This window comes from Clostridium chrysemydis, assembly GCF_015234215.1.
GTDB classification, from domain to species: domain Bacteria; phylum Bacillota; class Clostridia; order Clostridiales; family Clostridiaceae; genus Clostridium; species Clostridium chrysemydis.
In genome coordinates this window covers 380065-406028 of record NZ_JADEKP010000002.1, presented here as the reverse complement: position 1 = coordinate 406028, position 25964 = coordinate 380065, and the positions used below count along the sequence as shown (strand labels likewise).

26 protein-coding genes and 1 other annotated feature are annotated in these 25964 nt (G+C 28.1%); of the genes, 3 read left to right on the top strand and 23 right to left on the bottom strand.

What is annotated here, in order from left to right:
• Nucleotides 1-12 precede the first annotated feature (12 nt).
• Nucleotides 13-1182 (bottom strand): aminotransferase class I/II-fold pyridoxal phosphate-dependent enzyme, encoded by a 1170-nt coding sequence (locus INR60_RS09830; RefSeq protein ID WP_194191346.1) that lies wholly within the window; start codon nucleotides 1180-1182, stop codon nucleotides 13-15.
• Nucleotides 1179-1661: an Lrp/AsnC family transcriptional regulator gene (locus INR60_RS09825; protein WP_194191345.1), complete on the bottom strand. Its 483-nt coding sequence runs from the start codon at nucleotides 1659-1661 to the stop codon at nucleotides 1179-1181. Before INR60_RS09825 ends, INR60_RS09830 begins: the two co-directional genes overlap by 4 nt.
• A 47-nt stretch (nucleotides 1662-1708) precedes the next feature.
• Nucleotides 1709-1957, bottom strand: a binding site (T-box leader).
• 129 nt (nucleotides 1958-2086) lie between these two features.
• On the opposite strand from INR60_RS09825, the gene INR60_RS09820 reads away from it, so the two are divergent.
• Complete coding sequence (locus INR60_RS09820; RefSeq protein ID WP_194191344.1) at nucleotides 2087-2863, top strand: histidinol-phosphatase; 777 nt, start codon at nucleotides 2087-2089, stop codon at nucleotides 2861-2863.
• A 26-nt stretch (nucleotides 2864-2889) separates the two neighbouring features.
• Here the strand turns inward: INR60_RS09820 and hcp are convergent, their stop codons facing one another.
• The 9 genes from hcp to INR60_RS09775 form a co-directional block, all read right to left on the bottom strand.
• A complete protein-coding gene (gene hcp / locus INR60_RS09815; protein WP_194191343.1) occupies nucleotides 2890-4536 on the bottom strand; it encodes a hydroxylamine reductase in 1647 nt (548 codons plus the stop codon).
• 117 nt (nucleotides 4537-4653) lie between these two features.
• On the bottom strand, nucleotides 4654-5034 hold the full coding sequence (locus tag INR60_RS09810; protein ID WP_194191342.1) for a hypothetical protein: 381 nt from the start codon (nucleotides 5032-5034) through the stop codon (nucleotides 4654-4656).
• Nucleotides 5035-5119: 85 nt separating this feature from the next.
• The gene (locus INR60_RS09805) at nucleotides 5120-6535 is read right to left on the bottom strand and encodes an aminotransferase class I/II-fold pyridoxal phosphate-dependent enzyme (RefSeq protein WP_194191341.1); all 1416 of its coding nucleotides are present in this window, start codon (nucleotides 6533-6535) and stop codon (nucleotides 5120-5122) included.
• A gap of 81 nt (nucleotides 6536-6616) precedes the next feature.
• Nucleotides 6617-7831, bottom strand: coding sequence for a M16 family metallopeptidase (locus tag INR60_RS09800; protein WP_194191340.1), 1215 nt, complete (start codon nucleotides 7829-7831; stop codon nucleotides 6617-6619).
• A gap of 20 nt (nucleotides 7832-7851) precedes the next feature.
• The gene (gene scfB, locus INR60_RS09795) at nucleotides 7852-9207 is read right to left on the bottom strand and encodes a thioether cross-link-forming SCIFF peptide maturase (protein WP_194191339.1); all 1356 of its coding nucleotides are present in this window, start codon (nucleotides 9205-9207) and stop codon (nucleotides 7852-7854) included.
• Nucleotides 9208-9318: 111 nt separating this feature from the next.
• Nucleotides 9319-9456 carry a six-cysteine ranthipeptide SCIFF gene (scfA, locus tag INR60_RS09790; protein WP_035279055.1) on the bottom strand — a complete coding sequence of 46 codons (138 nt, stop codon included), beginning with the start codon at nucleotides 9454-9456 and terminating at the stop codon, nucleotides 9319-9321.
• Nucleotides 9457-9572: 116 nt separating this feature from the next.
• Nucleotides 9573-9851 carry a hypothetical protein gene (locus INR60_RS09785; RefSeq protein ID WP_194191338.1) on the bottom strand — a complete coding sequence of 93 codons (279 nt, stop codon included), beginning with the start codon at nucleotides 9849-9851 and terminating at the stop codon, nucleotides 9573-9575.
• A 119-nt stretch (nucleotides 9852-9970) separates the two neighbouring features.
• Nucleotides 9971-11305 carry an FAD-dependent oxidoreductase gene (locus INR60_RS09780; RefSeq protein WP_194191337.1) on the bottom strand — a complete coding sequence of 445 codons (1335 nt, stop codon included), beginning with the start codon at nucleotides 11303-11305 and terminating at the stop codon, nucleotides 9971-9973.
• Between the two features lie 238 nt (nucleotides 11306-11543).
• A complete protein-coding gene (locus tag INR60_RS09775) occupies nucleotides 11544-11711 on the bottom strand; it encodes a hypothetical protein (RefSeq protein ID WP_194191336.1) in 168 nt (55 codons plus the stop codon).
• 140 nt (nucleotides 11712-11851) lie between these two features.
• Here INR60_RS09775 and INR60_RS09770 point away from each other — a divergent pair, with 140 nt between their 5' ends.
• Entirely contained in the window at nucleotides 11852-12295 is a 444-nt protein-coding gene (locus tag INR60_RS09770; protein WP_194191335.1) for a hypothetical protein, read from the top strand.
• 46 nt (nucleotides 12296-12341) lie between these two features.
• On the opposite strand, the gene INR60_RS09765 is transcribed toward INR60_RS09770, so the two are convergent.
• The 12 genes from INR60_RS09765 to INR60_RS09710 form a co-directional block, all read right to left on the bottom strand.
• Nucleotides 12342-13133 carry an endonuclease/exonuclease/phosphatase family protein gene (locus tag INR60_RS09765; protein WP_194191334.1) on the bottom strand — a complete coding sequence of 264 codons (792 nt, stop codon included), beginning with the start codon at nucleotides 13131-13133 and terminating at the stop codon, nucleotides 12342-12344.
• A gap of 2 nt (nucleotides 13134-13135) precedes the next feature.
• On the bottom strand, nucleotides 13136-14776 hold the full coding sequence (locus INR60_RS09760; protein WP_194191333.1) for a PTS transporter subunit IIBC: 1641 nt from the start codon (nucleotides 14774-14776) through the stop codon (nucleotides 13136-13138).
• 36 nt (nucleotides 14777-14812) lie between these two features.
• Nucleotides 14813-16474, bottom strand: coding sequence for a glycoside hydrolase family 13 protein (locus INR60_RS09755; RefSeq protein ID WP_194191332.1), 1662 nt, complete (start codon nucleotides 16472-16474; stop codon nucleotides 14813-14815).
• 187 nt (nucleotides 16475-16661) lie between these two features.
• Nucleotides 16662-17657, bottom strand: a complete 996-nt coding sequence (locus INR60_RS09750) for a LacI family DNA-binding transcriptional regulator (protein WP_194191331.1) — start codon at nucleotides 17655-17657, stop codon at nucleotides 16662-16664.
• Nucleotides 17658-17719: 62 nt separating this feature from the next.
• Complete coding sequence (pdxR, locus tag INR60_RS09745; RefSeq protein WP_194191330.1) at nucleotides 17720-19168, bottom strand: MocR-like pyridoxine biosynthesis transcription factor PdxR; 1449 nt, start codon at nucleotides 19166-19168, stop codon at nucleotides 17720-17722.
• Between the two features lie 14 nt (nucleotides 19169-19182).
• Nucleotides 19183-20073 carry a D-alanine--D-alanine ligase gene (locus INR60_RS09740; protein ID WP_194191329.1) on the bottom strand — a complete coding sequence of 297 codons (891 nt, stop codon included), beginning with the start codon at nucleotides 20071-20073 and terminating at the stop codon, nucleotides 19183-19185.
• 110 nt (nucleotides 20074-20183) lie between these two features.
• Complete coding sequence (locus tag INR60_RS09735; RefSeq protein ID WP_194191328.1) at nucleotides 20184-20741, bottom strand: hypothetical protein; 558 nt, start codon at nucleotides 20739-20741, stop codon at nucleotides 20184-20186.
• Nucleotides 20742-20841: 100 nt separating this feature from the next.
• Nucleotides 20842-21480 (bottom strand): ATP-binding cassette domain-containing protein, encoded by a 639-nt coding sequence (locus INR60_RS09730; protein WP_194191327.1) that lies wholly within the window; start codon nucleotides 21478-21480, stop codon nucleotides 20842-20844.
• Nucleotides 21477-22190: a DUF2705 family protein gene (locus INR60_RS09725; protein WP_194191326.1), complete on the bottom strand. Its 714-nt coding sequence runs from the start codon at nucleotides 22188-22190 to the stop codon at nucleotides 21477-21479. Before INR60_RS09725 ends, INR60_RS09730 begins: the two co-directional genes overlap by 4 nt.
• Complete coding sequence (locus INR60_RS09720; RefSeq protein WP_194191325.1) at nucleotides 22187-22891, bottom strand: WxPxxD family membrane protein; 705 nt, start codon at nucleotides 22889-22891, stop codon at nucleotides 22187-22189. The genes INR60_RS09725 and INR60_RS09720 overlap by 4 nt, the downstream gene beginning before the upstream one ends.
• Nucleotides 22884-23663, bottom strand: coding sequence for a hypothetical protein (locus tag INR60_RS09715; protein WP_194191324.1), 780 nt, complete (start codon nucleotides 23661-23663; stop codon nucleotides 22884-22886). The genes INR60_RS09720 and INR60_RS09715 overlap by 8 nt, the downstream gene beginning before the upstream one ends.
• Nucleotides 23664-23729: 66 nt before the next feature.
• Nucleotides 23730-24140, bottom strand: a complete 411-nt coding sequence (locus INR60_RS09710) for a DUF2712 domain-containing protein (RefSeq protein WP_194191323.1) — start codon at nucleotides 24138-24140, stop codon at nucleotides 23730-23732.
• 459 nt (nucleotides 24141-24599) lie between these two features.
• Between INR60_RS09710 and INR60_RS09705 the strand changes: the two genes are divergently transcribed.
• The gene (locus INR60_RS09705) at nucleotides 24600-25946 is read left to right on the top strand and encodes a tetratricopeptide repeat protein (protein WP_194191322.1); all 1347 of its coding nucleotides are present in this window, start codon (nucleotides 24600-24602) and stop codon (nucleotides 25944-25946) included.
• Nucleotides 25947-25964 lie beyond the last annotated feature (18 nt).

The following is a 25964-nucleotide window of genomic DNA, read 5'->3' as shown; positions in this document are numbered from 1 at the left end:
TTAATTTCAAGATTATTTTTGATGTTTTAAAACAAACCTTTTAATTCTCTTTAATGCTTCTACTAAATCATCCATTGAAGCTGCATAGCAAGTTCTTATAAATCCTTCACCACAATCTCCAAAAGCACTTCCAGGTACTGCTAATACCTTTTCTTCTAAAAGTAGTTTTTCACAAAACTCATCTGAAGTTAAACCTGTTGATTTAATAGACGGAAATAAATAAAGTGCACCTAATGCCTCAAAGCAATCAAGCCCCATCTCTCTAAATCCATTTAACATAACTCTTCTTCTTCTATTATATTCGTTTGCCATCTTTCTTACGCTTTCATCACCATGCTTAAGCCCCTCTATAGCTGCGTATTGCGCTATAGTTGGCGAACACATTATCCCATATTGATGAATTTTTTTCATAGCATCTATTAATACTTCGTTTCCACAAGCATATCCAAGTCGCCAACCTGTCATAGCAAAAGCTTTTGAAAATCCATTAACTACTAAAGTTTTATCTCTAACTTCTTCAAAAGATGCAAAGGATACATGATTTTTGTCATACGAAAGTTCTGAATATATTTCATCTGATAAAATAACTATATCTCTATCTTTAACTACATCTACTATTTCCTTAAGCTCGTCATAAGTCATTATTGCCCCTGTTGGATTATTTGGAAATGGAAGAATTAAAACCTTAGTTCTTTCATTTATAGCATCTAATAAAAGCTCTTTAGTTAACTTAAATTCATCTTCTTCCCTTAAATTTATAATTCTAGCTGTAGCGCCAGTAAAAGCTGTGCATCCTCTGTAAGCTACAAAGCTAGGTTCTGGAATTATAACTTCATCCCCCGGTCCAACAAGAGCCCTTAGTGCTAAATCTATAGCCTCACTTCCACCAACTGTTACTAAAATTTCAGTATCTTTATCATAATTCAAATTATATTTCCTATATAAATAATTTGAAATTTCCTCTCTTAATTCTACAAACCCAGCATTTGAAGAATAATGAGTATGTCCTTTTTCAAGAGAGTATATTCCAGCTTCTGTTATGTTCCAAGGCGTTACAAAATCTGGTTCTCCAACCCCTAAAGATATAACATCATCCATTTCATTAATCATATCAAAATATTTCCTAATCCCAGATGGCGGCATATTTTTAACGTTGTCTAATATCATTTTTTCCATCATCATACAAATATAGCCTCTCTTTCTTTAACTGTTTTATCTTTAAATATTCTTCCGTGATCTTTATATTTTTTAAGTACGAAGTGTGTTGCTGTTCCTTGAACGTATTCTTGAACTGATAGTTTTTCTGATACAAACATAGCTACTTCCTTCATTGTTTTTCCTTCAACTATTACAGTTAAATCAAATCCACCTGAACTCATTAAATAACAAGCTTTAACTTCTCTAAATTTATAAATTCTTTCTGCAACTTTATCAAACCCTTGTCCCCTTTGAGGTGTTATTTTAACTTGAATTAAAGCTGTCACAGTCTCTGTTCCTGTATTTTCCCAGTTTATTAAAGTCGTATATCCTGCAATTATATTTTTCTCTTCGTAATCTCTTATAGCATCCCTAACTTCCTCAACTGATTTTCCAACCATAACGGCTATTTCATTATCCGTGTATCTACTATTTTGTTCTAATACTTCTAAAATTTCTTCCATAATATAAAACCTCCTAAAAATAATAAAAACCTTACATCACTACAAAATGCAGGGACGAAGGTTAATTCCGCGGTACCACCCTAATAAGCAAAAGAATTTTGCTCTCTTAGCTATAGAAAATCTTTCTATTTTCTCTATAACGTGAGAAAGACGTCTAATTTTATTAAGCTTTAAGCTTAGTTCTCAAAAAGAAATTCAAGAGCTGCTTTCTATATAAAAATCTTATCAAACTCTCAGCAAACGTTGACTCTCTTTAAAGATTTCTTATATTTACTCTTCTCTATCAATATTTTTAATAATATTCATTTTTATATATTATAAATATATCTTACAATTATTTCAATACTTTTTTTATTACAAATTAGATTTTTTCCTTTTTATGGTTTATAATATAGTAAAGGTTTACTGAAAAAGGGAGGGGTTTTATGCTTAATAAAGTAAATTTTCACACTCATACTTCAAGATGCCTTCACGCTAAAGGTACTGACGAAGAATATGTAATTTCTGCAATAGAAAAAGGACTAGATGTTTTAGGATTCAGTGATCATGCACCTTATCCAGATAACAGGTATGGACTTAGAATGCAATATAACGAATTAGATGATTATATGAATTCAATTTTAAATTTAAAAAAGAAATATAAAAATAAAATTTCTATTAAACTTGGTTTAGAAATTGAATATAACAAAAAAAACTTAAATTACTATAAGCATCTTTTAAACGATTTTGACTATCTAATCTTAGGACAACATATAACTGTCACAAAGGATTATCCTTTTATAAATAACTTTGAGCTCACTTCTACTAAAGATTATATAGCTTACGCTAAATCTATAAGTGATGGCTTAGATACAGGTCTTTTCAAGATGCTCGCACATCCAGATTTAATTTTTTTAAACAAATTAGATTTTGATGATAACGCCTTAAAATCAATAAATATAATAATAGATGCTGCTAAAAGAAACAAAACTATTTTAGAATTTAATGCAAATGGAATAAGAGCCGGAAAATTTGACTTCCCAGACGGATATAGATATAGATATCCTTATAGGAGATTTTGGGATATAGCTAAAGAACAAGGTTTAAAAGTTATAGTTTCATCTGATGCACATAGCCCAGAACAAATTTTTGATGAAGCTACAGTTAAAGCTTATGAGTTAGCTAAAGAGTGGGATTTAAACTTAGTATATAGCTTAGAATAAATCTAGGGTGCTTTTAAAGCACCCTATTATTTTAACATCATTTTTAAATCCTCATCTGCTGTACTTATAGGTTTTAAATTGAATGTTTTTATTAAAAAATCTAAAACGTTTGGACTTAAAAATGCAGGAAGAGAAGGCCCTAGTAATATATCTTTTACCCCTAAATATAAAAGTGCAAGTAAATCGCATACTGCCTTTTGCTCATACCAAGATAAAACTATAGATAAAGGTAAGTCGTTTATATCAACTTCAAAGGCATCTGCTAAAGTCATAGCTATTCTTAAAGCTGAATATGCATCGTTACATTGCCCTACGTCTAAAAGCCTTGGAATTCCTTTTATTTCTCCAAAGTTTAATTTATTAAATCTATATTTACCGCAAGCTAAAGTTAAAATAACACAGTCTTTTGGTACTTTTTCTGCAAGTTCTGTGTAATAATTTCTTCCAGGTCTTGCACCATCGCAGCCACCTATTAAGAAGAAATGCCTTATATCTCCTGAATTTATTAATTCTATTATTTTTTCTGCATTTTCTAGTGTTGCATTTCTTGCAAAACCTACAGTTATTTCTTTTACCTCTTCATCTTCTAAAAAACCAGGTAACTCTAATGCTTTTTCAATAATACAACTAAAATCTTTTGTTGAATCTTCTCTTGTCTTTATATGTTCTATCCCTTCATACCCTACAACGCTCGTAGAAAATATTCTATCTTTATAACTTTCTCTAGGTTTCATTAAGCAGTTTGTAGTCATTAAAATGCATCCTTCTAAGCCGTCAAACTCTTCTTGCTGATTTTGCCAAGCACTACCAAAATTTCCTACTAGATGTTTATATTTTTTAAGTTCTGGATATCCGTGTGCAGGGAGCATTTCTCCGTGTGTGTATATATTTATTCCTGTTCCTTCTGTTTGCTTTAAAAGCATTTCTAAATCTTTTAAATCATGTCCTGAAACTATTATAAAATGTCCTTTTTTTATCTTTACATTCACTTTTGTAGGTTTTGGGTTATTAAAGCTTTCTGTATTTGCCTTATCTAATAGTCTCATAACTTTAACGCTTATTTCTCCAGTTTTTAAAGTTAGTTCTATTAAATCATCTACACTTTTTTTAGGGTCAGTTATTCCCTCTAAGGCTTCAAAATAAAATTTATCTACCTCTACGTCCCTATAATTTAAAAATCTTGCTTGATGACTATAAGCTGCAACTCCTTTTAATCCGTATAATATAGTTTGCCTTAAAGATCTTATATCTTGATCTAAAGAATCATTAAACATAATAGACGCCCTTTTGCTATAATTTAAAATCTCATCTACTGATTCACTTAATTCGTATGTTACCTCTTCTCTATTATCTTCTAAGTCTGAAGTATCATCTAATAATTTAAGTTTTAATTTATTTAACCCTTTAAGGCATTTTATATGCTCTTTAAAATCAAAATTTACGTTAGTTAAAGTCATAAATAGTGAATCTTCTATAGCTTTTATATAAATATCCTCTATAAATCCCCCTCTATCTAATATACTTTTACCGATTATGCCAATCCCCTTAACTTCATAGATTATCATATCTTGAAAAGCTGCAATTACTGGGGATTTTCCACAGACCCCAACCCTTGTACAACCTTTTCCACCAACAGTTTGCTCACATTGGTAACAAAACATTTCATTTTCCATTATATTTCCTCCTAAAATTTATATAGTCTTAGTCTCTCTTACCTGGTTTCTTTTTATTCTTTTCTATAAAACAAAAAGAAGAATGTGCAAAGTGCACATCCTTCTTTATATATCGAACTATCTCCAGCAACCGTCACAATCGAAGTCACATTCGTCTTCTTTACATTCTTCTTTAAAGCATTCAACAGCTTTAATAAAGCAGCAATCAGTTCTCTTCATTAATTCAGCTAAGTTTTCACTTAAAATTCTTGCTCTCTTAATATATTCTTCAGCTTCACAGTCTAATTTAGCAGCTTCATTATCAAATCTTAAAGCTTGCTCTCTTAAACAATTAGCTTTATTTTCTAAACAATCAGCTTTTCTTTGTAAACATTCAGCTTTTTCTAAAAGTTCTATAATGCATGCTTGTAATTTTTGAGCTTTGCAAGCAAGTTCTTTTGCTGCATGTTCTATTCTTTCACATTTGTTATCTTTACAATTATTTCTTCCACAACTCATTGTTTTGTATCTCCTACTATTATATTAAAGTTTGTACTTACAATAATAATTTATGAGAGATACCTTTTTTGTGTTACATAAATAATTATTTTTCTATAATTATTTTAATTTTTTCGTTTTCAATGCCTAAAACATCTCTTTTATTATCTACATATTCTTTTATTATTTTAATTGCTTCTTTTGTTATTATTTCTCCAGGACATATTAATGGTATTCCAGGAGGATATGGAATTAAAGCTTCTTTTGAAATTTTACCTATGCTTTCCTCAAAAGTAACTTCTTTAGTTTCGCTATTAAAAACTTCAAAAGGTTCTAACATCTTCTTTGGAGAGATACTATAAAACTCTGCCTCATCTATAGATTTTATAGTATTTAAATCTAGTTCTTCTAAGCTTTTTAAAATAAGCTTGAAATCTTCTCTTTTATTTATAGGTGATAATATTAAAACTACACCTCGACTAAAACTCATTTCGCATTGAATTTTTTTATCTCTTAAATATTCTAAAAGCTTATGACCGCAATATCCTTTATCTAAAAGAACTATATACCTGCTTTTATCAACGTCATAATCTTCTTTTAGCATTTCACTAGATAAAATATTTATCCCATTTATTTTATTTATCTTTTCTTTATATTCTTCTCCTAAATCTATTAATCTATCATAATCTTCTTCACCATACTTTTCTAAATAATATCTTCCATAATCTAAAGATGCCATTATTAAGTATGATGGCGATGTTGTCATTAATGCATTCATATAAAATCTTAGATTTTCTGATTTATCATTAACTAAAAGATACCCGCCTTGAGTTAATGATGGTATAGTTTTGTGTGCACTTAATATAACGTAATCTCCTAAGTGCCAAATATTTTTAGGTAATCTTTTAGAAAAGCCAAAGTGTGCACCGTGTGCACCGTCTATTATTATTTTAAGACCTTTAGTTTTTAAATCTTTTAATATTTCTTCTAAATCATAAGTTATCCCAAAATAATTAGGGTTAGTTAAAATTATTCCTTTTGGATTTTTTGATTTTTCTAATGCATTATAAATTTTTTCTTTACTTGGAGGTAAAAATATATCTTTTTCTTCATCTATTACAGGCTCTATATAAGTAACTTTAAGTTTTTTCATTATAAGAGCGTTATAAACTGATTTGTGGCAGTTTCTTTCAACTAAAACCTCATCACCTTCATTAAAGGCGCTAAAAATAGAAATAAGATTTCCACCTGAACTTCCATTAACCATAAAATACGCTGATTTTACTTTGTAAGCTTTTGCTAGTAATTCTTGTGATTTTTTTATTATCCCTTCAGGATGCTGAAGATTATCTAATGGATCTACTTCCGTTATATCTAAAAAACCCATATTTTCTGCAAAATCTTTTCCTATTTCATCTCTTAAAAATGCCTTTCCACACTTATTTCCTGGCATAGATAAAATTAAGTTGTTTTCTTTGTGGTATTTTATTAATTCACTTAATAAAGGTAATTCTCTTTCCATTGTAATCTCCTTTTAAAAATACTTCTTTTATATATTACCCTAAAATAAAAAAAGGAGTAGAAAAACTCCTTTTAAAAACAATTATTTATTTATTACTATCTCAGTAGAACAATTTTTAAATACTTTTTTATAAGCACTTAAAAGGTCTTCTCCTTCTATATCTTTAAGAATATCCATTTCTCTTTCATATAAGGTAAAGTCATTAAACATAGTATTATATGTTGATAATTCTTTAGCTGAAACTATACTTTGTTCTTCTTTAAATAATCTTTTTAGCTTGATAGATTTAATTAAAGAATTTATTTTTTCTTTAGTTATATTTTTAAGCTTAGAATGTAATTCTTCCTTAGATAAATCTAACACATAAAGTGCCTCATCTATATTTTCTTTTGAAATATTTAAACCTATTTTATAGAGCTTTATATATTTTTCAAAAGCTATTTTAGGAAGAACGTCGTAAACTAACCCTCTCTCTGTTCTTAATTTAGTATAAAGGATTGAGTCTACCCCTTCAGCGTATAGTTCATTTATTACTCTTAAAGCGCTAAGTTCTTTAAGATTTAAATTATCTATAGGATATACTCTTAAAATCCTTGAAGTGTTTGATGATTCTCTAGTATTTTTGTATTCATTAAATTCTATATCATAAGAAGCTTCTTTTATAAAAGATTCATTTTTTGTTTGTTTGTTAAAATATTTATGCACTGCATCTAAAACTTCGTTAAATTCTAAATCTGTAACTACAGCTATACTTATATTATCTAAGGTATATCTATTTTTATAAAATCTTTTTATATCTTGTAAAGTTAATCTATCTAAATCTTCTATTCTACCTATAATAGGGTATTTAATCCTTCTATTATTAAATGTATTAAAAAATAACTTATCTTCTGAATACTGCTCTAAATCGTCATCCCACTCTTTTAATTCTTCTTTAATTACAGAAAGTTCTTCTTTAAATCCTTCTTCTTTAAATGATGGATTTAATATAATATCACTAAAAAGTTCTAAACCTCTTTTTAAATCTTCGCTTAATAATGTTCCATAATATATAACATAAGGGTAATTAGTCATAGCATTTTGAAAACCAAATATCTCACTTAATTCCTTATTTATATCACTTTCACTTCTTTTAAAAGTTCCTTTATACACCATATGTTCAGTTGCATGGGCTACTCCAAATAAATCTTCTTCAGTAGCTGCCCCTGCATCTATTGAAATACTAATAGATGTAAGGCTTGAAACTCCTTTTTTATAAATAAGTTTAGCTCCGTTATCTAGTATATACTCTTTCATAACTAACTACCCCCTAAATTTTATTCTACTGCTTTTAAAGCTATAGCACATTCAATTCTTTTCTTTTGCATTTTACATCCAAGTTCATATGGAATTTTCATATCCCCATTAAATGAGAAGTTGTTTGCTTGACATCCACCACTACAGTAGAATCTAGCCCAACACTCTTTACATTTTGGCTTGTTGTAAATATGTGCTTTTTTGAATTCTTTTGAAAGTTCTTTATCAAATGAATCATCATATATTGTTCCTAATTTAAACTCTTCTTTTCCTACGAATTGGTGACATGGATAAACGTCTCCTTGAGGAGTTATAGCAACATATTCAAATCCTGAACCACATCCTGAAATTCTCTTATAAACGCAAGGTCCACCTTGTAAGTCTATATTGAAGTGATAGAAGTTAAACTCGTCCCCTTCTCTCTTTCTTCTTGACATTTCATCAAATAATTCATCGTAGTTTTTAAAGATTTCATCTAAATGCTCTTCTTTAAGTTCTAAAGCGTGACCTTTTTCAAGAACAACAGGCTCTATTGAAATTTCTCTAAATCCTTCGTTTACCATAGCCATTACATCATTATAAAAATCAGTATTTGCTCCAGTAAATGTTCCTCTTACGTAGAATTGTTTGCTCTTATCTCTTCTTTCAACCATCTTTTTGATGTTTGGAAGGATATCATCGTATGAACCAGTTCCATCAACTTTAATTCTAACATTATCGTTAACTTCTTTTCTTCCGTCTAAAGAAAGGATTATATTTCCCATTTCTTTATCCATAAAGTCCATCATATCATCATTTAAAAGAGTAGCATTTGTAGTCATAGTGAATCTTATATTTTTCTTCCACTTTTCTTCGTTTTCTCTAGCGTATGCTATTATATCTTTTATAGTATCCATTATCATAGTTGGTTCTCCACCGAAAAGATCTATTTCGATGTTTCTTCTAGGACCACTTCTTTTAACTACGTAATCTATTGCTTTTTTTGCAGTATCTAAAGTCATAACACCTTTGTGTCCGTGGTATTCACCTTCATCTGCAAAGCAATATTTACATCTTAAGTTACAGCCGTGGATTATATTTAAACATACTGCTTTTATGTAATCTCTATCATCCATAGAACTATGTGCGATATCTTCATACATATCTTTAGTGTATAGTAAACCTTCGTCTACTAATTGTTTTATTTCATCGTAAGCTTCACTTAGTTCCTCTTCTTTATATTTATCTTTAAGTTCACTTAGTAAAACTTCTTTTTCTCTAAGCTTTTCATCGTCTACTAAATCGTATACTAATTCGTCTACAACGTGAACTGCTCCTGTATTTACATCAAGGATAAAACAATCGTTTCCTTGTTTAAATTTATGAATTAATGCCATTTAAAACTCCTCCATTTGTATATGGTATAAAAGCTAAATGATATGCTTTTTTGTTTAGCATATCATTTAGCCTTTTCATTGTATTTAACAACTAACTTTTAAAACTTTATACTAGTTTTCGCACTCTAAGTTTGCAACTGTACATGAAGTTTTACATGCTGATTGACATGAGTTAGCACACTCTTTACATCCAGGTTTTTTTAAGCTGTTTTTGATGTTAGTTTTGTTTATTGTTTTGATGTGTTTCATAATAAACTCCTCCATTATAAAAAAATACTCCATAATTGTAGCATATTTAAGCATTTTATACCAGTTAGTTTTGATTTAGACAGGACAAATATAATATTACTTTTCTGTAAATCATACTACTTTTTAATATCTTTTATATAAAATCCATTGTTATAGATTTCTTTATCATATTTTATCTCAATATTTTTTGCTGCTTTATATGTGTATTTATCAAAAACAAATGGGATAGAATCAAATTTCTCCTCCATATCATCTTCCCTTTTAAAGTCTGTATATAATTCATAATAACTTGAACCACAAGCAAGCATTGCTTTAATCCTTATATATTCATCTTTACTACTACCTAAAAGTTCAACTAATACTTTTTTAGCGTTTTCTTCTATTTTTATATTCATAAAATCCACTCCTATATTAAAATTAATAGTATTATTTTAAATCTAGAAGATATATTTTATACGCTTAAAAGCTGCACCTTATTAAAAGATGCAGCTAATTATCATAAATTATTAAAAATTTATTTTAAAACTTCAAGTGCCACTGCATTTAATAAACTCCAAGGTTTATTAAAGTGCGGTTGGAAGAAGAAATCAGTCATTGCAAGTTCTTCTACTGTCATTTTATTTTGAATTACAACTGAAAGTGTATTCATAAATTGAGTTAAGTCTTCTTTAGAGATTATTTGGCCTCCTAAAACCCTTCTTGTATCTTTATCAAAAACTATTTTAACCATAGCTTTTTCTGTAGTAGGCATAAAGTCAGCTCTGTAATCATCTTTTAAAACTGAAACTCCGATATTTAATCCAGGAACTAATGCCGCTCCCTCTTCTGTTAAACCAGTTGAAGCTATACACTGATCGTATATTTTAATACCTGATGTTCCTTGAGTTCCCATATATTTTAGTTTAGGCTCTTTAATATTTTTAGCTACTAAAGTTCCCATTCTAACTGCATTTGTTGCTAGAGGAATATATCTATCTTCTCCTGTTGGGTTGTATTTAACAACGCAACAATCTCCAGCTGCAAAAACATCTTCTTTGCTAGTTCTCATATATTCATCTATTATTATAGCGCCATTACTTAATGTATCTAATTTACCTTTAACTAAAGCTGTTGCAGGTGCAAATCCAATACATAATATAACTAAATCTCCATTATGAGTTCCTTTATCAGTAACTACTTTAGTTACCCTTCCATCTTTTCCTTCAAAACGGCTAACTCTTTCACCTAACGCTAAATTAATTCCGTGATTTTTAAATTCAGCTTCTGCTATATCTGTAAATTCTTTGTCTAAGTACTTTGGCATAATTCTTTCTTCTGCATCTATTAAAGTAACTTCTTTTCCTAAAACTTCAAAAGCTTCAGCAAGTTCTACTCCAATATAACCTGCACCTATAATAACTACGCTTTTAGCATCTTTTCCTCTTCTTACTACTTCTTTTGCATGATTGTAATTTTTACAAAGAAGTATATTATCTAAATCTCCGCCTTCAAACTTTGGAACTATTGGCCAAGAGCCTATAGTTAAAACTAATTTATCATAGTTATCATAAAACTCTTCATTAGTTTCTAAGTTTTTAACTTTAACTTTTTTATTATCAAAATCTATATCTAAAACATCATGTTTCATATTTGTTTTAACACCTAAAGTGCCTAAGGCATCTGGTGAACTATAAAACATATCTTCAAGTGCCTTAACTACTCCACCTACATGAAGTGCAATCCCACATGATAAAAATGAAATATTATCGTTTCTTTCGTAGATAGTTATTTCAGCATCCTTATATTCCTTTTTTAAATTTACAACTGTTGCTGTTCCAGCATGTGTACATCCAACTACTATTACCTTCATCTTAACCCCTCCAAGATATTTATTATTATTGAATATTAATTATCTTCTACTTATAGTTAAATAATACTCTTTCTCTTAGTATTTGTAAATAATTATTTTGTTAATTTTTCTACATTATTTTTTAAATAATTTTCACTTATTTATTTTGTATCCTTTTTATATATTTAATGCATGAAATAATGTTTAAAAAAAAGCATAGAAAGATTTAATTTTTCTTTCTATGCTTACAATATTATAACTATCTTATAAGTTCCCATTCTTTATTTTTATCTTCGTCGCCTTTTGCTATTTCTTCTTTTTTCATTTCTATTCTTTCTTCTTGAGTAACTGTTTCATATTTTTTATCAGAATGATGTTTTACCATCTTTTCTTCTTCAGCTTTTATTATTTTTTTTATTTCATTCATTATATTCTCCTCCTTAGATTTATTTAATTTCATTATATCATTTGCAAATATTATAAAACTTATTAATAATATACAATTAACATTTTTTTCACAGTATTTATATGATAGAATGTTTTTAATGATTTTTTTGAGGTGATAAAATGAAATTTTTTAAAAATAGATACGGTTTTGACTTATTATCTTTATTTTTACTTGTATTAAACCTTTTATGTGGAATACTTTCTATGTTCATTCCGTTTATAAGTATTTTAGGACTAGCTCTTATATTTATTGTAATACTTAGAGCACTTTCTAAAAATATAGTTAAACGTGAAGGTGAAAACTATAAATTTATATCTAAAGCAAATTCTTTTTTAAGTAAGCGTGGCAAAGCTATACCTTATATGCCTAGAATAACTTTTGAACATTTAGGATTTGGTTTTTCACAGATGTTTTCTAGAATGAAATACAGTATAGACCAAAAAAAGAAGTTTAAAATAGTTAAATGCCCAAACTGCAAACAAAAACTCAGATTACCAAGAGGTAAAAAAAATATAATCGTAACTTGCAAAAAATGCTCTAAAGAATTTAAGATGAGAACATAAAAAACGGTAGTACTTATACTACCGTTTTTTACGTTATTTATTTATATTAATTTAAGTTACAAACTACATCTAATCCAAAATGATCTGATACTACAGCTTCATTTTTTCCATTAAATATCACTTTAGATTCTATTACTTTAATCTTTTTATTAGATAGTATTAAATCTATCCTCTTATCTACTGTAGATTCCCAGCCGTCAATTTTACCGATTACTGTAATCCCAGAATCTTTATTTTCTGCTAAGCTAAATGTATCAAAAAGTGAATATTCTTTTGTTAAATAATCATACCCTTCATTTTCTACATAAGCTTCACTATTAAAGTCTCCCATAAGAATAGATATTCTATTTTTATCTATTTTTTTCATTATTTCATCTATTTGATATTTTGAACTTTCTTCTTCATCTTTAAACCACCCTAGATGACAAGAATAAATATCTATTAACTCGTTTTCTTCTTTTATAGTTACCTTTAATATTTTTCTTGTTTTCCAGTAGCTTTTATCTTTTATTTTTGATACAAAGAAGCTTTCTTTAGAAATCATTTCTTTTTTAGTTAAAATTGCAAGCCCTTCTTCAAATCTATCATATCCTATGTGAGAGTAATCCCAAAATAAGTTATAATCTTTATTTAACTTTTTAAGTTCCTTTTGTATTCTTAAAGCATAATTATCATTTCTAAGATTATCATATTCTATTAAATAATCTATGCTTTGACTTGCCTCTTGAAAGGCTATAACATCATAATCATTTTTAGCTATAACTTTTACTGTCTCTAAAATCTTTTCTTCATAGTTTTCTTCCATAAAGCTATGGCAATTTAAAGTTAATAATCTCATTTTTATAATCCTAATACATCCTGTATATCAGACTTTAAGACATCTGCCTTAGGTCCGTATATAGCCTGTACTCCCTTATCTTTTAAAATTAATCCTAAAGCTCCTTCTTTTTTCCAAGAAGCTTCATCTCCTACTTCATCTATATCTTTTACAGTTACACGAAGCCTTGTCATGCAAGCATCAACATCTTCTATATTTTCTTTGCCACCTAATAACTCTATTATAGCATTTACTCTCTTCTCATTAGATTCTTTTCCTTTAGACTCTTCTTCCTCTTCATCGTCTATATAGTTCCCCCTTCTTCCTGGAGTAGCTATTTTAAACTTTTTAATTAAGAAGTTAAATAAAAAGTAGTTTGCAAAGAAGAAAATTACACAAGCTATAACAAAGTTAATTAAATCTCCAATTAATCCTGCATTTATCATAAGAGGCGTCCTTGTTAAAAACTCTATTCCTCCAAAGGCATGTATCCTTAAATTCACAATATCTGCAAGGGCAAAAGCTATACCTGTTAATACTGCATAAGCAACATAAAGAATTGGTGATATAAACATAAACATAAATTCAATAGGTTCTGTTACACCTGTTAATATAACTGCAAGGGCAGCTGATAAAAATACTGGTTTATATTTTGATTTCTTTTCTTTATCAACATTTTTATACATAGCAAGCGCTATACCCATTAATGAAGCAAATGATCCTATAACTTGTCCTACCTTAAATCTTGCAGGAGTTACTGAATGAAGTAAATTATTATAAGCTGACATATCTCCAGCATCTTTTAAGTTATTTAAATCTGTAATCCAAGCAAGCCATAGAGGGTCTTGTCCTGCAACAGTTGTTCCAGCAGCTGGTCCTGTTAATATGTGATAAACTCCTCCAAGTTCTGTATAGTTCATAGGAACTGTAAGCATGTGATGTAGTCCAAATGGTAATAATAAACGTTCTAATGTACCGTATACAAATGGAGCTAAAATCGGTGCTGAATCTTTTGAAGCTGCAAGCCATGCACCAAAGGCGTTTAATCCTGATTGTAAAATTGGCCAAACTATTGAAAGTATAATTGCAACTATTGTAGAACCTACAATAACCATAAATGGTACAAATCTTTTACCGTTAAAGAAAGCTAAAGAGTTTGGTAATTTGTTAAAGTTATAATATTTATTATAAAGGTACGCCCCTAAAAATCCTGCTATAATTCCAACGAAAACTCCCATATTTAAAGCTGGAGCTCCTAAAACCGATGTAAAGTAATCCTTTACTATAAGCTCGCTTCCAAATAAAGAGTGAACTGTCGAACCTTTTTCTAATAGCATATCATTAGTTACACCAAATATAACCCCTGTTATTCTATTAGTTAAAACGAAAGCTAACAGCCCTGCAAAAGCACCACCTGCACGTTCTTTTGCCCAAGAACCACCTATAGCTACTGCAAATAATATGTTTAAATTCCCAATAATTCCCCAACCGATATCTTCCATAACTCTTGCAATAGTCTTAACTATAGAAACATCGATATACATTCCTAAAACTTTACCTAATGAAATCATTATTCCAGCAGCTGGCATTACTGCAACTACTACTAGTAATGCCTTACCAAACTTTTGCCAGAAATCAAATGAACCTAATTTGAACTTCTTCATTATTAACACTCCTCTTTTTCTCAATATCCTTTTATATTAAATTCTGTAAAGTCTACACTCGTAAGGTTTTAATAAAATCTTTTTAGTATCTTCTGTTTCTGATACTTCATAATTTGAAATTATAAGATTTTCCCCTTTTAATACTACCTCTTCATACTCGTATAATGCTTTTTCTTCTGTTAAATTACATATTATAATAAATTTCTCATCTTCTAATTTTCTAGTGTATGCATATATTTTTTCATCATCTTTTAAGATTAAATCGTATTTACCATATATAAGTGCATCATTTTCTTTTCTTATTTTTATAATCCTTTTGTAGAAATTTAAAATAGAATTTTCATCCTCTTCTTCTTTTTTAACATTTATTTCTTTATATGAAGGATTAATTTTTATCCAAGGCTTTCCTTCTGTAAATCCTGCATTTAAAGAATCATCCCACTGCATAGGCGTTCTAGTATTATCCCTAGATACTGCCCAAACGTATTTTAAAGCCTCTTCTTTAGACTCTCCAAGTGCTAAACTTTCGTTATAAATATTTATTGATTTAACGTCATCGTATTCTTTTATAGATTCAAACCTAACGTTAGTCATTCCTATTTCTTGCCCTTGATATATAAAAGGCGTTCCGCACTGCATAAAATACATAAGGGCTAATGATTTTGCACTTTCTTTTCTATATTTAGTATCATTTCCCCATTTTGAAACTACCCTTGGAATATCATGATTTTCTATAAATAAAGCGTTCCAACCGACTCCTTCTAAATTATATTGCCAAGAACTTAATATTTCTTTTAGCTCTTTAACATTTAATTTAAAATCATCTTCAGCCCCCCAAAGGTCTAAATGCTGAAATTGGAATACCATATTGAATTTCCCAGACTCTTCTGAAACCCAAAGGTTTGCATCTTCTGAACTCACTCCGTTAGCTTCTCCAACTGTCATAATGTCATATTTTTTAAATGTTTCTTCTTTTAATTCTTCTAAGAAATCATGTATACCCTCTTGATTCATATGCTTATCAAATGATGAAACGTATCTATCACCATTTGGATTATCCATATCCTTAAGCCCCTCTTCTTTTTTGATGTGACTTATAGCATCTACTCTAAACCCATCTATCCCTTTATCAAGCCACCAGTTTATCATTTTGTAAACTTCGTTTCTCATATCTTTGTTTTCCCAGTTTAAATCTGGCTGCTTTTTAGTAAATAAATGCATATAGTACTCGCCTGTTTTTTCATCGTATTCCCAAGCACTTCCTGAAAAGATACTTTCCCAGTTGTTTGGTTCTTTATTTTCACTTCCAGATTTCCAAATATACCAGTCTCTCTTTTCGTTGTCTTTAGAAGATCTAGATTCTAAAAACCAAGGATGCTCATCGCTTGTATGATTTACAACTAAATCAATAATTAACTTCATATCTCTTTTATGAACTTCTCTTAAGAAATTATCAAAGTCTTCCATAGTACCGAAGTCTTCCATGATATCTTTATAATCGCTTATATCATACCCATTATCATCATTTGGAGATTTGTACATAGGACAAATCCAAATAACATCTATCCCTAAATCTTTTATATAATCTAATTTAGAAGTAATTCCATTTATATCTCCGATTCCATCTCCATTTGAGTCTTTAAAACTCCTTGGATAAATCTGATATCCGCAGGCTTCCTTCCACCATATTCTTTTCATAATATTCCTCCACTAGCTAAGCTCCGTGCAACCGTTTGCACTATCATAATTGTATTATACTTAAAAATTTAAAATTCTCAAAATCTATAAACCCTCAAATTTTAAAATTATCTCTATAATACTCTTTAATACTAATTATTTCACCTTTTGTGCAACCGTTTGCACAAAAGAGTGATAAAAAAAGAATCTACCTTAAAGATTCCCTTTCTATAAGTTCTGTTTTTACAATTTTAAAATTTTCTTTTATTTCTTTATCTTCTAATTTATTAATTAAAAGCTCAATTGCAGAGTATCCAAGTTCACTTCCATTAATATCTACTGAAGAAAGGGCTGGCTTTTGAAATTTTGCAATTGAAATATTATTAAATCCTACAACAGAAATTTCTCTGCCGCTTTCGTTTACAGCTTCAAGTATTCCAAGTGCTAACAAATCATCAGTTCCAATTATAGCTGTTACACCTTCTTTTAAAACTTCTTTAGATAATTTATATCCTTCTTCTATAGTAAAGCTTTCTCCTTCTTTTATGATATTTCTATCTATATTTATCCCTTTTACCAAAATCCCTTGAAGATACCCTCCAAGTCTATCTCTTGATACATTCATATCTTTTTTAGCCCCGACAAACCCTATTTTCTTGTGACCTTTTTCTATTAATTTTAAAACCACATCTTCCATAGCTTTAAAGTTATCGTTATCTACCCACAAACCTTCTTTAGGATTTTCAGGTCTTCCTATAGTTACGTAGGGAAAGTTTTTATCATTTAAGCTTTTAATGCATTTATCGTTAACTGTCGTACTTAAAAGGCAAATTCCATCTATCATATTATTTGATGAAAAGTCGTTTATGCTTTTAATAAGTCCTTCTTCTTCCTCACTAAAAGAATACATTATATGATATCCCTTTTCTCCAGCACAAATGCTCATTCCCTTCATAGCTTGAATAAAAAAAGGATTTGAAAAAGAATCTTCTGCTTCCCTTGGAATTATTACGCCTAAAATCTTAGTTTTATTAATAGCTAAACTTCTAGCTATTACGTTTGGCTTATAATTAAGTCTTTCTATTGCAGCATTTACCTTTTCTTTTGTTGTTTCACTTATTCTAGAGTCATTAGATAAAACTCTTGAAACTGTAGATTTAGAAACGCCAGAAAGGCTTGCTACATCTTTTATTGTAACCTTCATTTTTAGGCTCCCCTTTCAAAAATTAAAAATGTAAGTATATTCTACCATATAGATAAAAACTATTAAACTTCTCTAAGTTCTTTTAAAGTATCTCCAATTATTTTAATTCCTTTTAAAATCTCTTCTTCTGAAACTCTAGATATACCAAGCCTAAAAGTATTATTATTTTTAGTTTCTACTTTAAACACATCGCCTCTCATAAATAATACACCTTTTTTATAGCATCTTTTTAATAATTCATCTGTATCTATCTCTTTAAATCCTACATAAATATGAAGACCACCTTCTCCCCATATAAAATCAGGCTTTATATACTTTTCTATGCATTTTAAGGCGTATTCATATTTGCTTTTGTAAAACTTCCTTACCCTTTTAATATGCTTATTAAACTCTCCACTTCTAAGGTATTCATATAAAATACCTTGATCTAAAAATGAAGTATGGATATTTTTGCACCTCTTTACACTTTCTAAGGTATTTATAGCCTCCTTGCTTCCTATAATCCAACCTATCCTAAGTCCTGGAAATAATATTTTTGAAAAAGAAGAAACATATAAAACCCCATTACTATAATTATCTAAAGCTGCAATTGGTGCTAGGTGAGAGTTATTGTGTAAAAGTTCTTCACTAAATCCATCTTCTATTATAGGAACGTTATATTCTTTAAAAATATTATAAACTTCCCTTCTCTTTTCTCCACTTAAAATTATTCCAGTTGGATTGTGATAAGAGGGAATTAGGTATCCAAACTTTATTTTTTTAGATTTTAATTTTTCTTTTAATATATCTAAATCAATTCCATCTTCTTTCATAGGAACACCTATTAAATCTAAGCCGTTTACTTTCATAAGTTTAATAGCTGTATTGTGGCTTGGATCTTCAAGTAAGATTTTATCTCCCTTTTCTGTAAAAGCTGAAATTATTAAATCTAAACCTTCTGTAAAACCATTAGTTATAATTATATCTTTTCCTTCTGTTTTTACTCCTTTTTTCTCCATATATTTTAAGATATATTCCATAAGAGGTTTATACCCTTTTGCATATCCATAATTAAGAAGCTTATCACCTTCAGTAGATATTCTATTTAAAAAAGATCTTTTAAAACTATCTATATCAAATAAATCTCCTTCTGGTGAAATGCTTTTAAAAGAGATAACACCTTTTTTATAAGGGAGTTCCCCTTTTACTATATCTAAATCTTCCGATAAAATACCATAATTCGATTTTGCCTTTTCCCAGGAAATACTCCATTTTTCACTTACTTTTTTACTACTTTCTAAAACAAATGTACCTCTTCCTTTTATAGTATATAAAACACCTTTAAGTTCTAGGTTTTCGTAAGCTGAAATAACTGAGTTACGGCTTACATTAAGCATTTTACTTAAGTCTCTACTTGAAGGCATTTTACTATCTTTTACAATTATCCCCTCATCTATCATATCTTTTATATAATTTTGTATTTGAATATAAATAGCTTCGTCTTCTTTAAGCTTAAAACTTGAAAAATCCATAACTTACTCCTATTTTAAGAATATTTAATCATAAGGTCTAAAAGTTCACTAAATCCTATCCCTAATGTTTTTGCACTTTTAGGAATTATACTTTCTTTAGTTAACCCAGGAAGAGTATTAACTTCTAAAAAATAAACCTTATTATTACTAATTATCATATCAATTCTACAATACCCTTTCAAGCCAAGTGCATCCCATAGTATTTTAGAATAATCATTTATTTTTTCTTGAAGTAATTCTTCTATTTCTTCATATACTTCTTCTGCTCCGTTTTCTAAATATTTAGATTCGTAATCAAAAAACTCAGAAGTTTTAGTTTTAATGGTAATAGTTGGAAAAACTTCTCCATTTAATACAAAAGAACTAACTTCCTTTCCTTTAATATATTTTTCAATCATAACTTCATTATCTATTTTTAAGACCTCTAAAACTGTATTTAAAACTTCTTCCTTTTTATTAATCTTAAAAGTTTTTATACTAGAGCCTCCGCTAGTTGGTTTTATAAATACAGGGTACCCTATCTTTTCTATCTTTTTATAATCTATATTTAAAGGATCTTTAACTACACACCATGGAGCTGTTAATACATTTTTATTTAAAGCTATAATTTTACTAATATTTTTATTCATACATAAAGTGCTACTAAAAACTTTAGGTCCGCTATAGGGAATATTTAAACTATCTAAAATAGCTTGAATAGTTCCATCTTCTCCAAACTTTCCGTGAAGTGCTAAAAATACAAAATCTGCACCCTTTACCTTTTCAAACACTTCTTCTTTACTATTTATAATGATTTTTTTTACATCATACTTTTCTTTATCTAAATATTTAACTACTTCTTCTCCAGAAGCAAGTGAAACTTCCCTTTCCTCTGACACTCCGCCCATCAAAACATAAACCTTCATAAAATTTTCCTCCAAAATAATTTATTTTACTTCATTTTATGAATAATCTACTGTAAAAAAAAGAACCACCCTACAGAAATTTTTAAATCACTGTGGACTAGTTCTATTAATTAACTTTTTTCAAATTTGACTTTATTCATTGTAGCTAATCTTTTTTCAAAATGCAAATTATTTTCTTTACCCTTACTATCTGATTTATCTAAATATTTAAAAGTTTCAATATTTAATATATCTCCCTCATTAAGAACAATTTCTAAAAAGTTCTCTTTGTTATTATCAATAGTATAACTCACAGTTTTATTTTTTTCTTTTTCTATATTTAAATTCAAGATATCTTTACTAGTATTTTTTTCTAAACAAATTTTATATTTTCCTTCATCTATTTCTTTACCTGCTATATAAGTACCATTTGTTAAGCTAAATTTTTCACCTTTATACTTTTCAAATTTCGATGCTTTAAATTCTAAAACCCCTTTGCCAGACATCTCTTGATTAACACCATTATAGTAATAATTTCTTCTAATATAATTCGGTGGATAAACTACTTCCATCTCTCCTCCACCATATTTTTCTGTTAAACTATCTTTACTGTTATTGTATACATCGAAGTAACCTAAGTTATCTTTAGTATTTTTCCCTGAAGATTCTGATATTTCAAAGTCTTCCACATTATTTTTTGTGATACTCCTTTTTAGATATGGGTCATCAAAAAAATACTTATATCCTAAAAAACAAACTATCAAAAATAATAAAATCAAAAAAATTATATTATTTTTTTTCATAGCTTACTATTTTCCCTAATTTAATTGTAAATACTTCATCACACAATAAATCTATATCCTCTTTGTTATGACTTGCAATTATTATTATATTTCCTTTTTTCTTTTCTTCTAAAACTATTTCTCTAACAGATTCTATAGCTTCATCATCTAACGAGTTAGTAGGTTCGTCTAATAAAATCAAATCTGGAGAACCCATAATAGCTTGAGCTATTACTAATTTTTGATTCATCCCCATTGAATACTTTTTAATATTCTTTTTATTATTAGGATCTAGTTTAACACGTCTTAGTGTATCTTCTAGTTCTTCTGTACTACACTTATTATCAATTGAATTTAATATTTTCAAATTTTGCATGGCTGTATACTCTGGTATAAGCTTTGTAAACCCAATCATTAACCCTATACTTTTAGGAAATTCTCCGAGTTCTAATATCTTTCCATCAAATTGTACTTCGCCATTATCTGGTCTAATTAAACCTGATACAGCCCTTAATATCATAGTTTTCCCTGAACCGTTTCCTCCGCATAATCCATAAACTTTCCCTGATTCTAATTTCATATTTATATTATTAAGTACGCAATCATTTTTTATTTTTTTACTGTAATTTACTAATTCTATTATCATATAATATCCTCTCTCTCAAAAACTTTCCTAAAAATTATATATACAAGACTAATACATATCAAAAGGAATATCATAGATACTTTAGGGTTAATCCCAAAATCAATTCTATCTATAAGATTATTCCTATACCCCATACTATTGTTAGGTAATAAAAAATAGATAAGCACTTCAAATTTCTCATATTTATATAAAACTCCACCTAAAAGAGATCCAATCAATGTAAAAATCATAATCCCTGTACTTGCATATTCTTCTGTAAATTTCACTTCCAAAATTCCTTGAATCAATAAAAGAAGTATTATTACTAACATATAGTTTATATTGCTAATTATGAACACCTTAAAATCTAAATCATAAATGCCCTTTATATTAAAAATAATATTTGTAATTTGAGTTAAGATAACAAAAAAAAGTATATATGCTATCATATTTAAGATTCTTTTATTTAACCACCTAATCTTACTTTTATACTTGCTAACTTCTAAATATCCATACATAGTAAAATTCTTTTTAAAATATCCAAAAAATAAATATACAATAATAGAATAATTTAAAAACCATGGTATTAAATTCATTACATCAATGCTTCTAAAAGGTCCTAGATTCAAAGCTAAAATCGGATTCACACTTGAATTATTTCCCACAAAAAACAGTTTATTTATAATAACTATTGCAATACTTGCATATATAATTTTTTTTCTATTAATCATTTAATATACTCCTTTTTATCATATATACTCTTTGAGATAAAATAAAAAATAATGCAATATGATAATAATGGAATTAGACTAAATATAGCTACCCTAATCCAATTATCTGATTCAATGAATCTTGGTATATTACTAATATAATTTTGTGGTAATACTTTAATATTGCTATCTTCTTGAAAATAATATGTAACCCCTAAAGCAATTATCATAAGGAACATAGAGGTATTATTTTTCATATAATTGCTTAACGATAAAAATATCAATAAAACACTTACATAAAATAAACTTAATAATAAACTATTTGTGTAATTTTTAATTACTATATTAGAACTTTCCAAAATACTATTTTTAATAAACATATAATTGTAGATTAAATTTATAGTCCCATGAATAAATGCCACTATAAAGCTCACCATAATAATTTGTTTAAGTATAATTTTATTAAAATAGTTATTCCTATTTTTATATTTAACAATCATGTTAACATTATCTTCATGAAAATAATTAAAACCTAACAGCACTAATATAGCATAGACAACACCCACATTCCTTTTTGAACAAAACCCTTGCAAATCTCCATTTACAGTTTGTAATATAGTTTTATCAGTAATTCCTGCTATGTCTGTAATTCGTTGAAAATAACACATAAAAGTTAAAAATAATATACAAAATAAAGTAAACTTTATAATTTTTCTAAACATAATCATTCCTCTTTTTTAAAATAATCTTAATTATCAAAATTATAACGAATACATAGATATTTGACTCTATAAAAATACTTATCTGCTCATTTAATGAGAACTCATTAAATGGCTGAAAAATATTCATAACTGATTTGCTTCCTCTAGAAACAAGTAAAAACCAAATAAAAAATGAACTTGCCATAACTATTTTTTTGTCTTTAATTAATGTACCTAATAAAATCACAAAAGAACTCAAAATACCACTAAACCAAGAAGCAATTATAATATAAATCAAATATGAAGTTAAAGGGTTTTCAAATTGCCACAAAGAATACTCTAGCCCCTTTATCCCCTTTATACTTTCAATGAATTCAATGTCTATATTGTTATCTTTAAATAACAAAAATGATATTATAAGGTTTATAATTAAAGATAAAAATACAACTCCAAAACCTATTAAAAAGCCTACCATAACTTTATCATTTATATACTTCTTTTTACTTTTTTTAACTATGTATATATTGCTAGTACCATTTTCTATCTCAGATAAAACCTTATCTCCAAATAGTAATAACAAAATAATTGGTAAAAACCAAAAAATTATCATCTGTGGTATATGCCCTTCTGATTTTCCAGATAAAAATGCCACATCGAGATAATAATAATTACTTTTTTCCCCTAATGTAATTAGATATAAAGATACACTTTCAAAAATCATAATTAATACTATCAGAGCCCAAACTACAATACTCTTTTTACTATATATAAATTTTTTTATTTCTTCTTTCATCTTTCCCCCTTGAATTAAATAATCCAACTAAAAATAATTATAGTTGGATTATTATACATCACTCTACTACCAAGTTTCTTCGTCCCAAATTCCAGTTACCTTATATCTTGAATTATTATAGTTGTTATTTTCTGCAGTTAATGCTACATCTACTTTGCAAGCTGATTCATATGCATCAAAATAACGTGCCCCACCGTGTACTTGTACTTTTTGAGTTGCACTTACATTTGAACCGTTATATTTTTCTAACCAATAATTCGTATAAGAATTTCCATTCGATGTCTCATTTGAAGAATACATATCTACTTTCCATGGGTTATCATAATGAACAGTCTCCCTTTTTCTGAAATCTGAATTTGTATTCCCTTTATAAGAATCTATCATAAAACTAAAACTGACATCATTATCCTTAGCATTAGCTACCCCAGGTATCATTATAATTCCAATCAGCGCTAAAGTTATTGCTATTTTTTTCATATTTTTTCCTCCCTTTAATATATTTACCACTTAATTATAAATTAAAATTCATACTTTTTCAACCTTTTATTTACTTTTTATACATTTTTTTCACTTCAAAGTGATAATAAATGTTTTATAGGATACTGTTAAAGTTATAATATATTCCTTTGCTTTACCTTGTTTTTCTAAATTTTAACATTCTTTATGATTAACAATTGTTAGAAGAAATATTATTTTTATATTTTAATTTTGATAATATTTTTTCTGTTTATTTATATATTAATTCATAATATATTTACATTTATTCTTTATTCTTTTAGAATAAAATAGCAAAATACTACAAATATCATAATATTTCTTGTTTATATTTCTTTATTATAGTGTTAAAATTTAAATTGAAATATTATTTTAATAATTAAGTAGTATAATTGTATTAAAATAGATAAGTAATCAATAATTAGATTCGAGGGGATACAAATGAAAATTTCAGATAAGAAATTAAAAAAAGCCCACGCTCTTTATGAAGCTGGGAAATATGAAGATGCTTTAAAGGCATGTGAAAAAGTTTTAAAAAAGGAATACCACAATGAAGATGCACTAACTATCGAGGGTAACTCTTTATACAAACTAGGTAGACTTGAAGAAGCTATAATTAACTGGAAAACTAACGCAGAATTTAACAACAATGCTGAGGCTAAAGAATTCCTTAGTAATATAGATAACGAAGTAAAACATAAGGCTCTTAATTTTGATACTATAGTAGGTACAAAATGCGACGTAGCTGAAATCCGTGCTGAAATTCAAAGAGAATTAGCAGCATCTACTATAAATGATGAAGATGATCTTTTAAAAGAGCTTGAAGAAAAAGCTAAACTTAGAAAAGAAAAAGAAGAATCTCCATCTCTTGAAGAAATCTCTGTAACTTCTACTAATGAAGAAGAAGAACCTGAAGTTATAGAAGAAGTTAAAGAAACTATAATAGAAGATTTAAGTCCGAATTTAAATGAACCTGTTATTGAGACTGCAGAAGAAAATGACTACGATGAAATAATAGAAAAAATAGAAGAAGAACCTTCTAATTCAGATAACGAAAATAAAACTTTAGGTGAAATTAGAGCTGAAGAAATGATTCGTGATATTCCAGAAGCTAAACCAAAGAAAAATTTAAAGGTTCCAATAATTGCAGCTTGTGGAGTTTGCGTTTTAATTGCTGGTGCTGTTGCTTTTTCTAATTTTAAAGGAAATTCTAAAAGTGCACCAGACTCTAATAAACCTAATCAAGAAGCTACAGTTCCAGTTCACAACCAAAAACTTGTAGATGATTTAAATTTAGCATCTTCAAATAAAAACTTTGGTGATTTATCTGCCATACTTTCATCTACCCCAAAAGATAAGGTAGCAAGTGAAGATATGGATGCTTATAATAAAGCCTATGAAATTATGGCAACTGAAGGTGTAGATAAGTTATACCACGCTGGTTTAGATAAGTTTAAGGCTAAAGATTATACTGGAGCGTTAACAGATTTTAATGCTGCACTTCCTTATTCAAAGGATAATTATTTAAGACCTCACTTATTATACTTTACAGGAACTACTAATGCTAATTTAAACGATCTTCCAAAAGAAGTAGAGTATTATAAAATGTTATTACAAGAGTTCCCACATTCAGATATGTATACTCCAGAAGTATTATATAAATTAGCTGAATACTATAACTCAACTGGTGATAAAGACCAAGCTAAAGATTATGCAAAACAAATTGAAAACAAATATCCGTCTTCAATTTATTATAATGACGTAACAAAAGATATTTTATATAAATAATATATCTTAAAAAAAAAG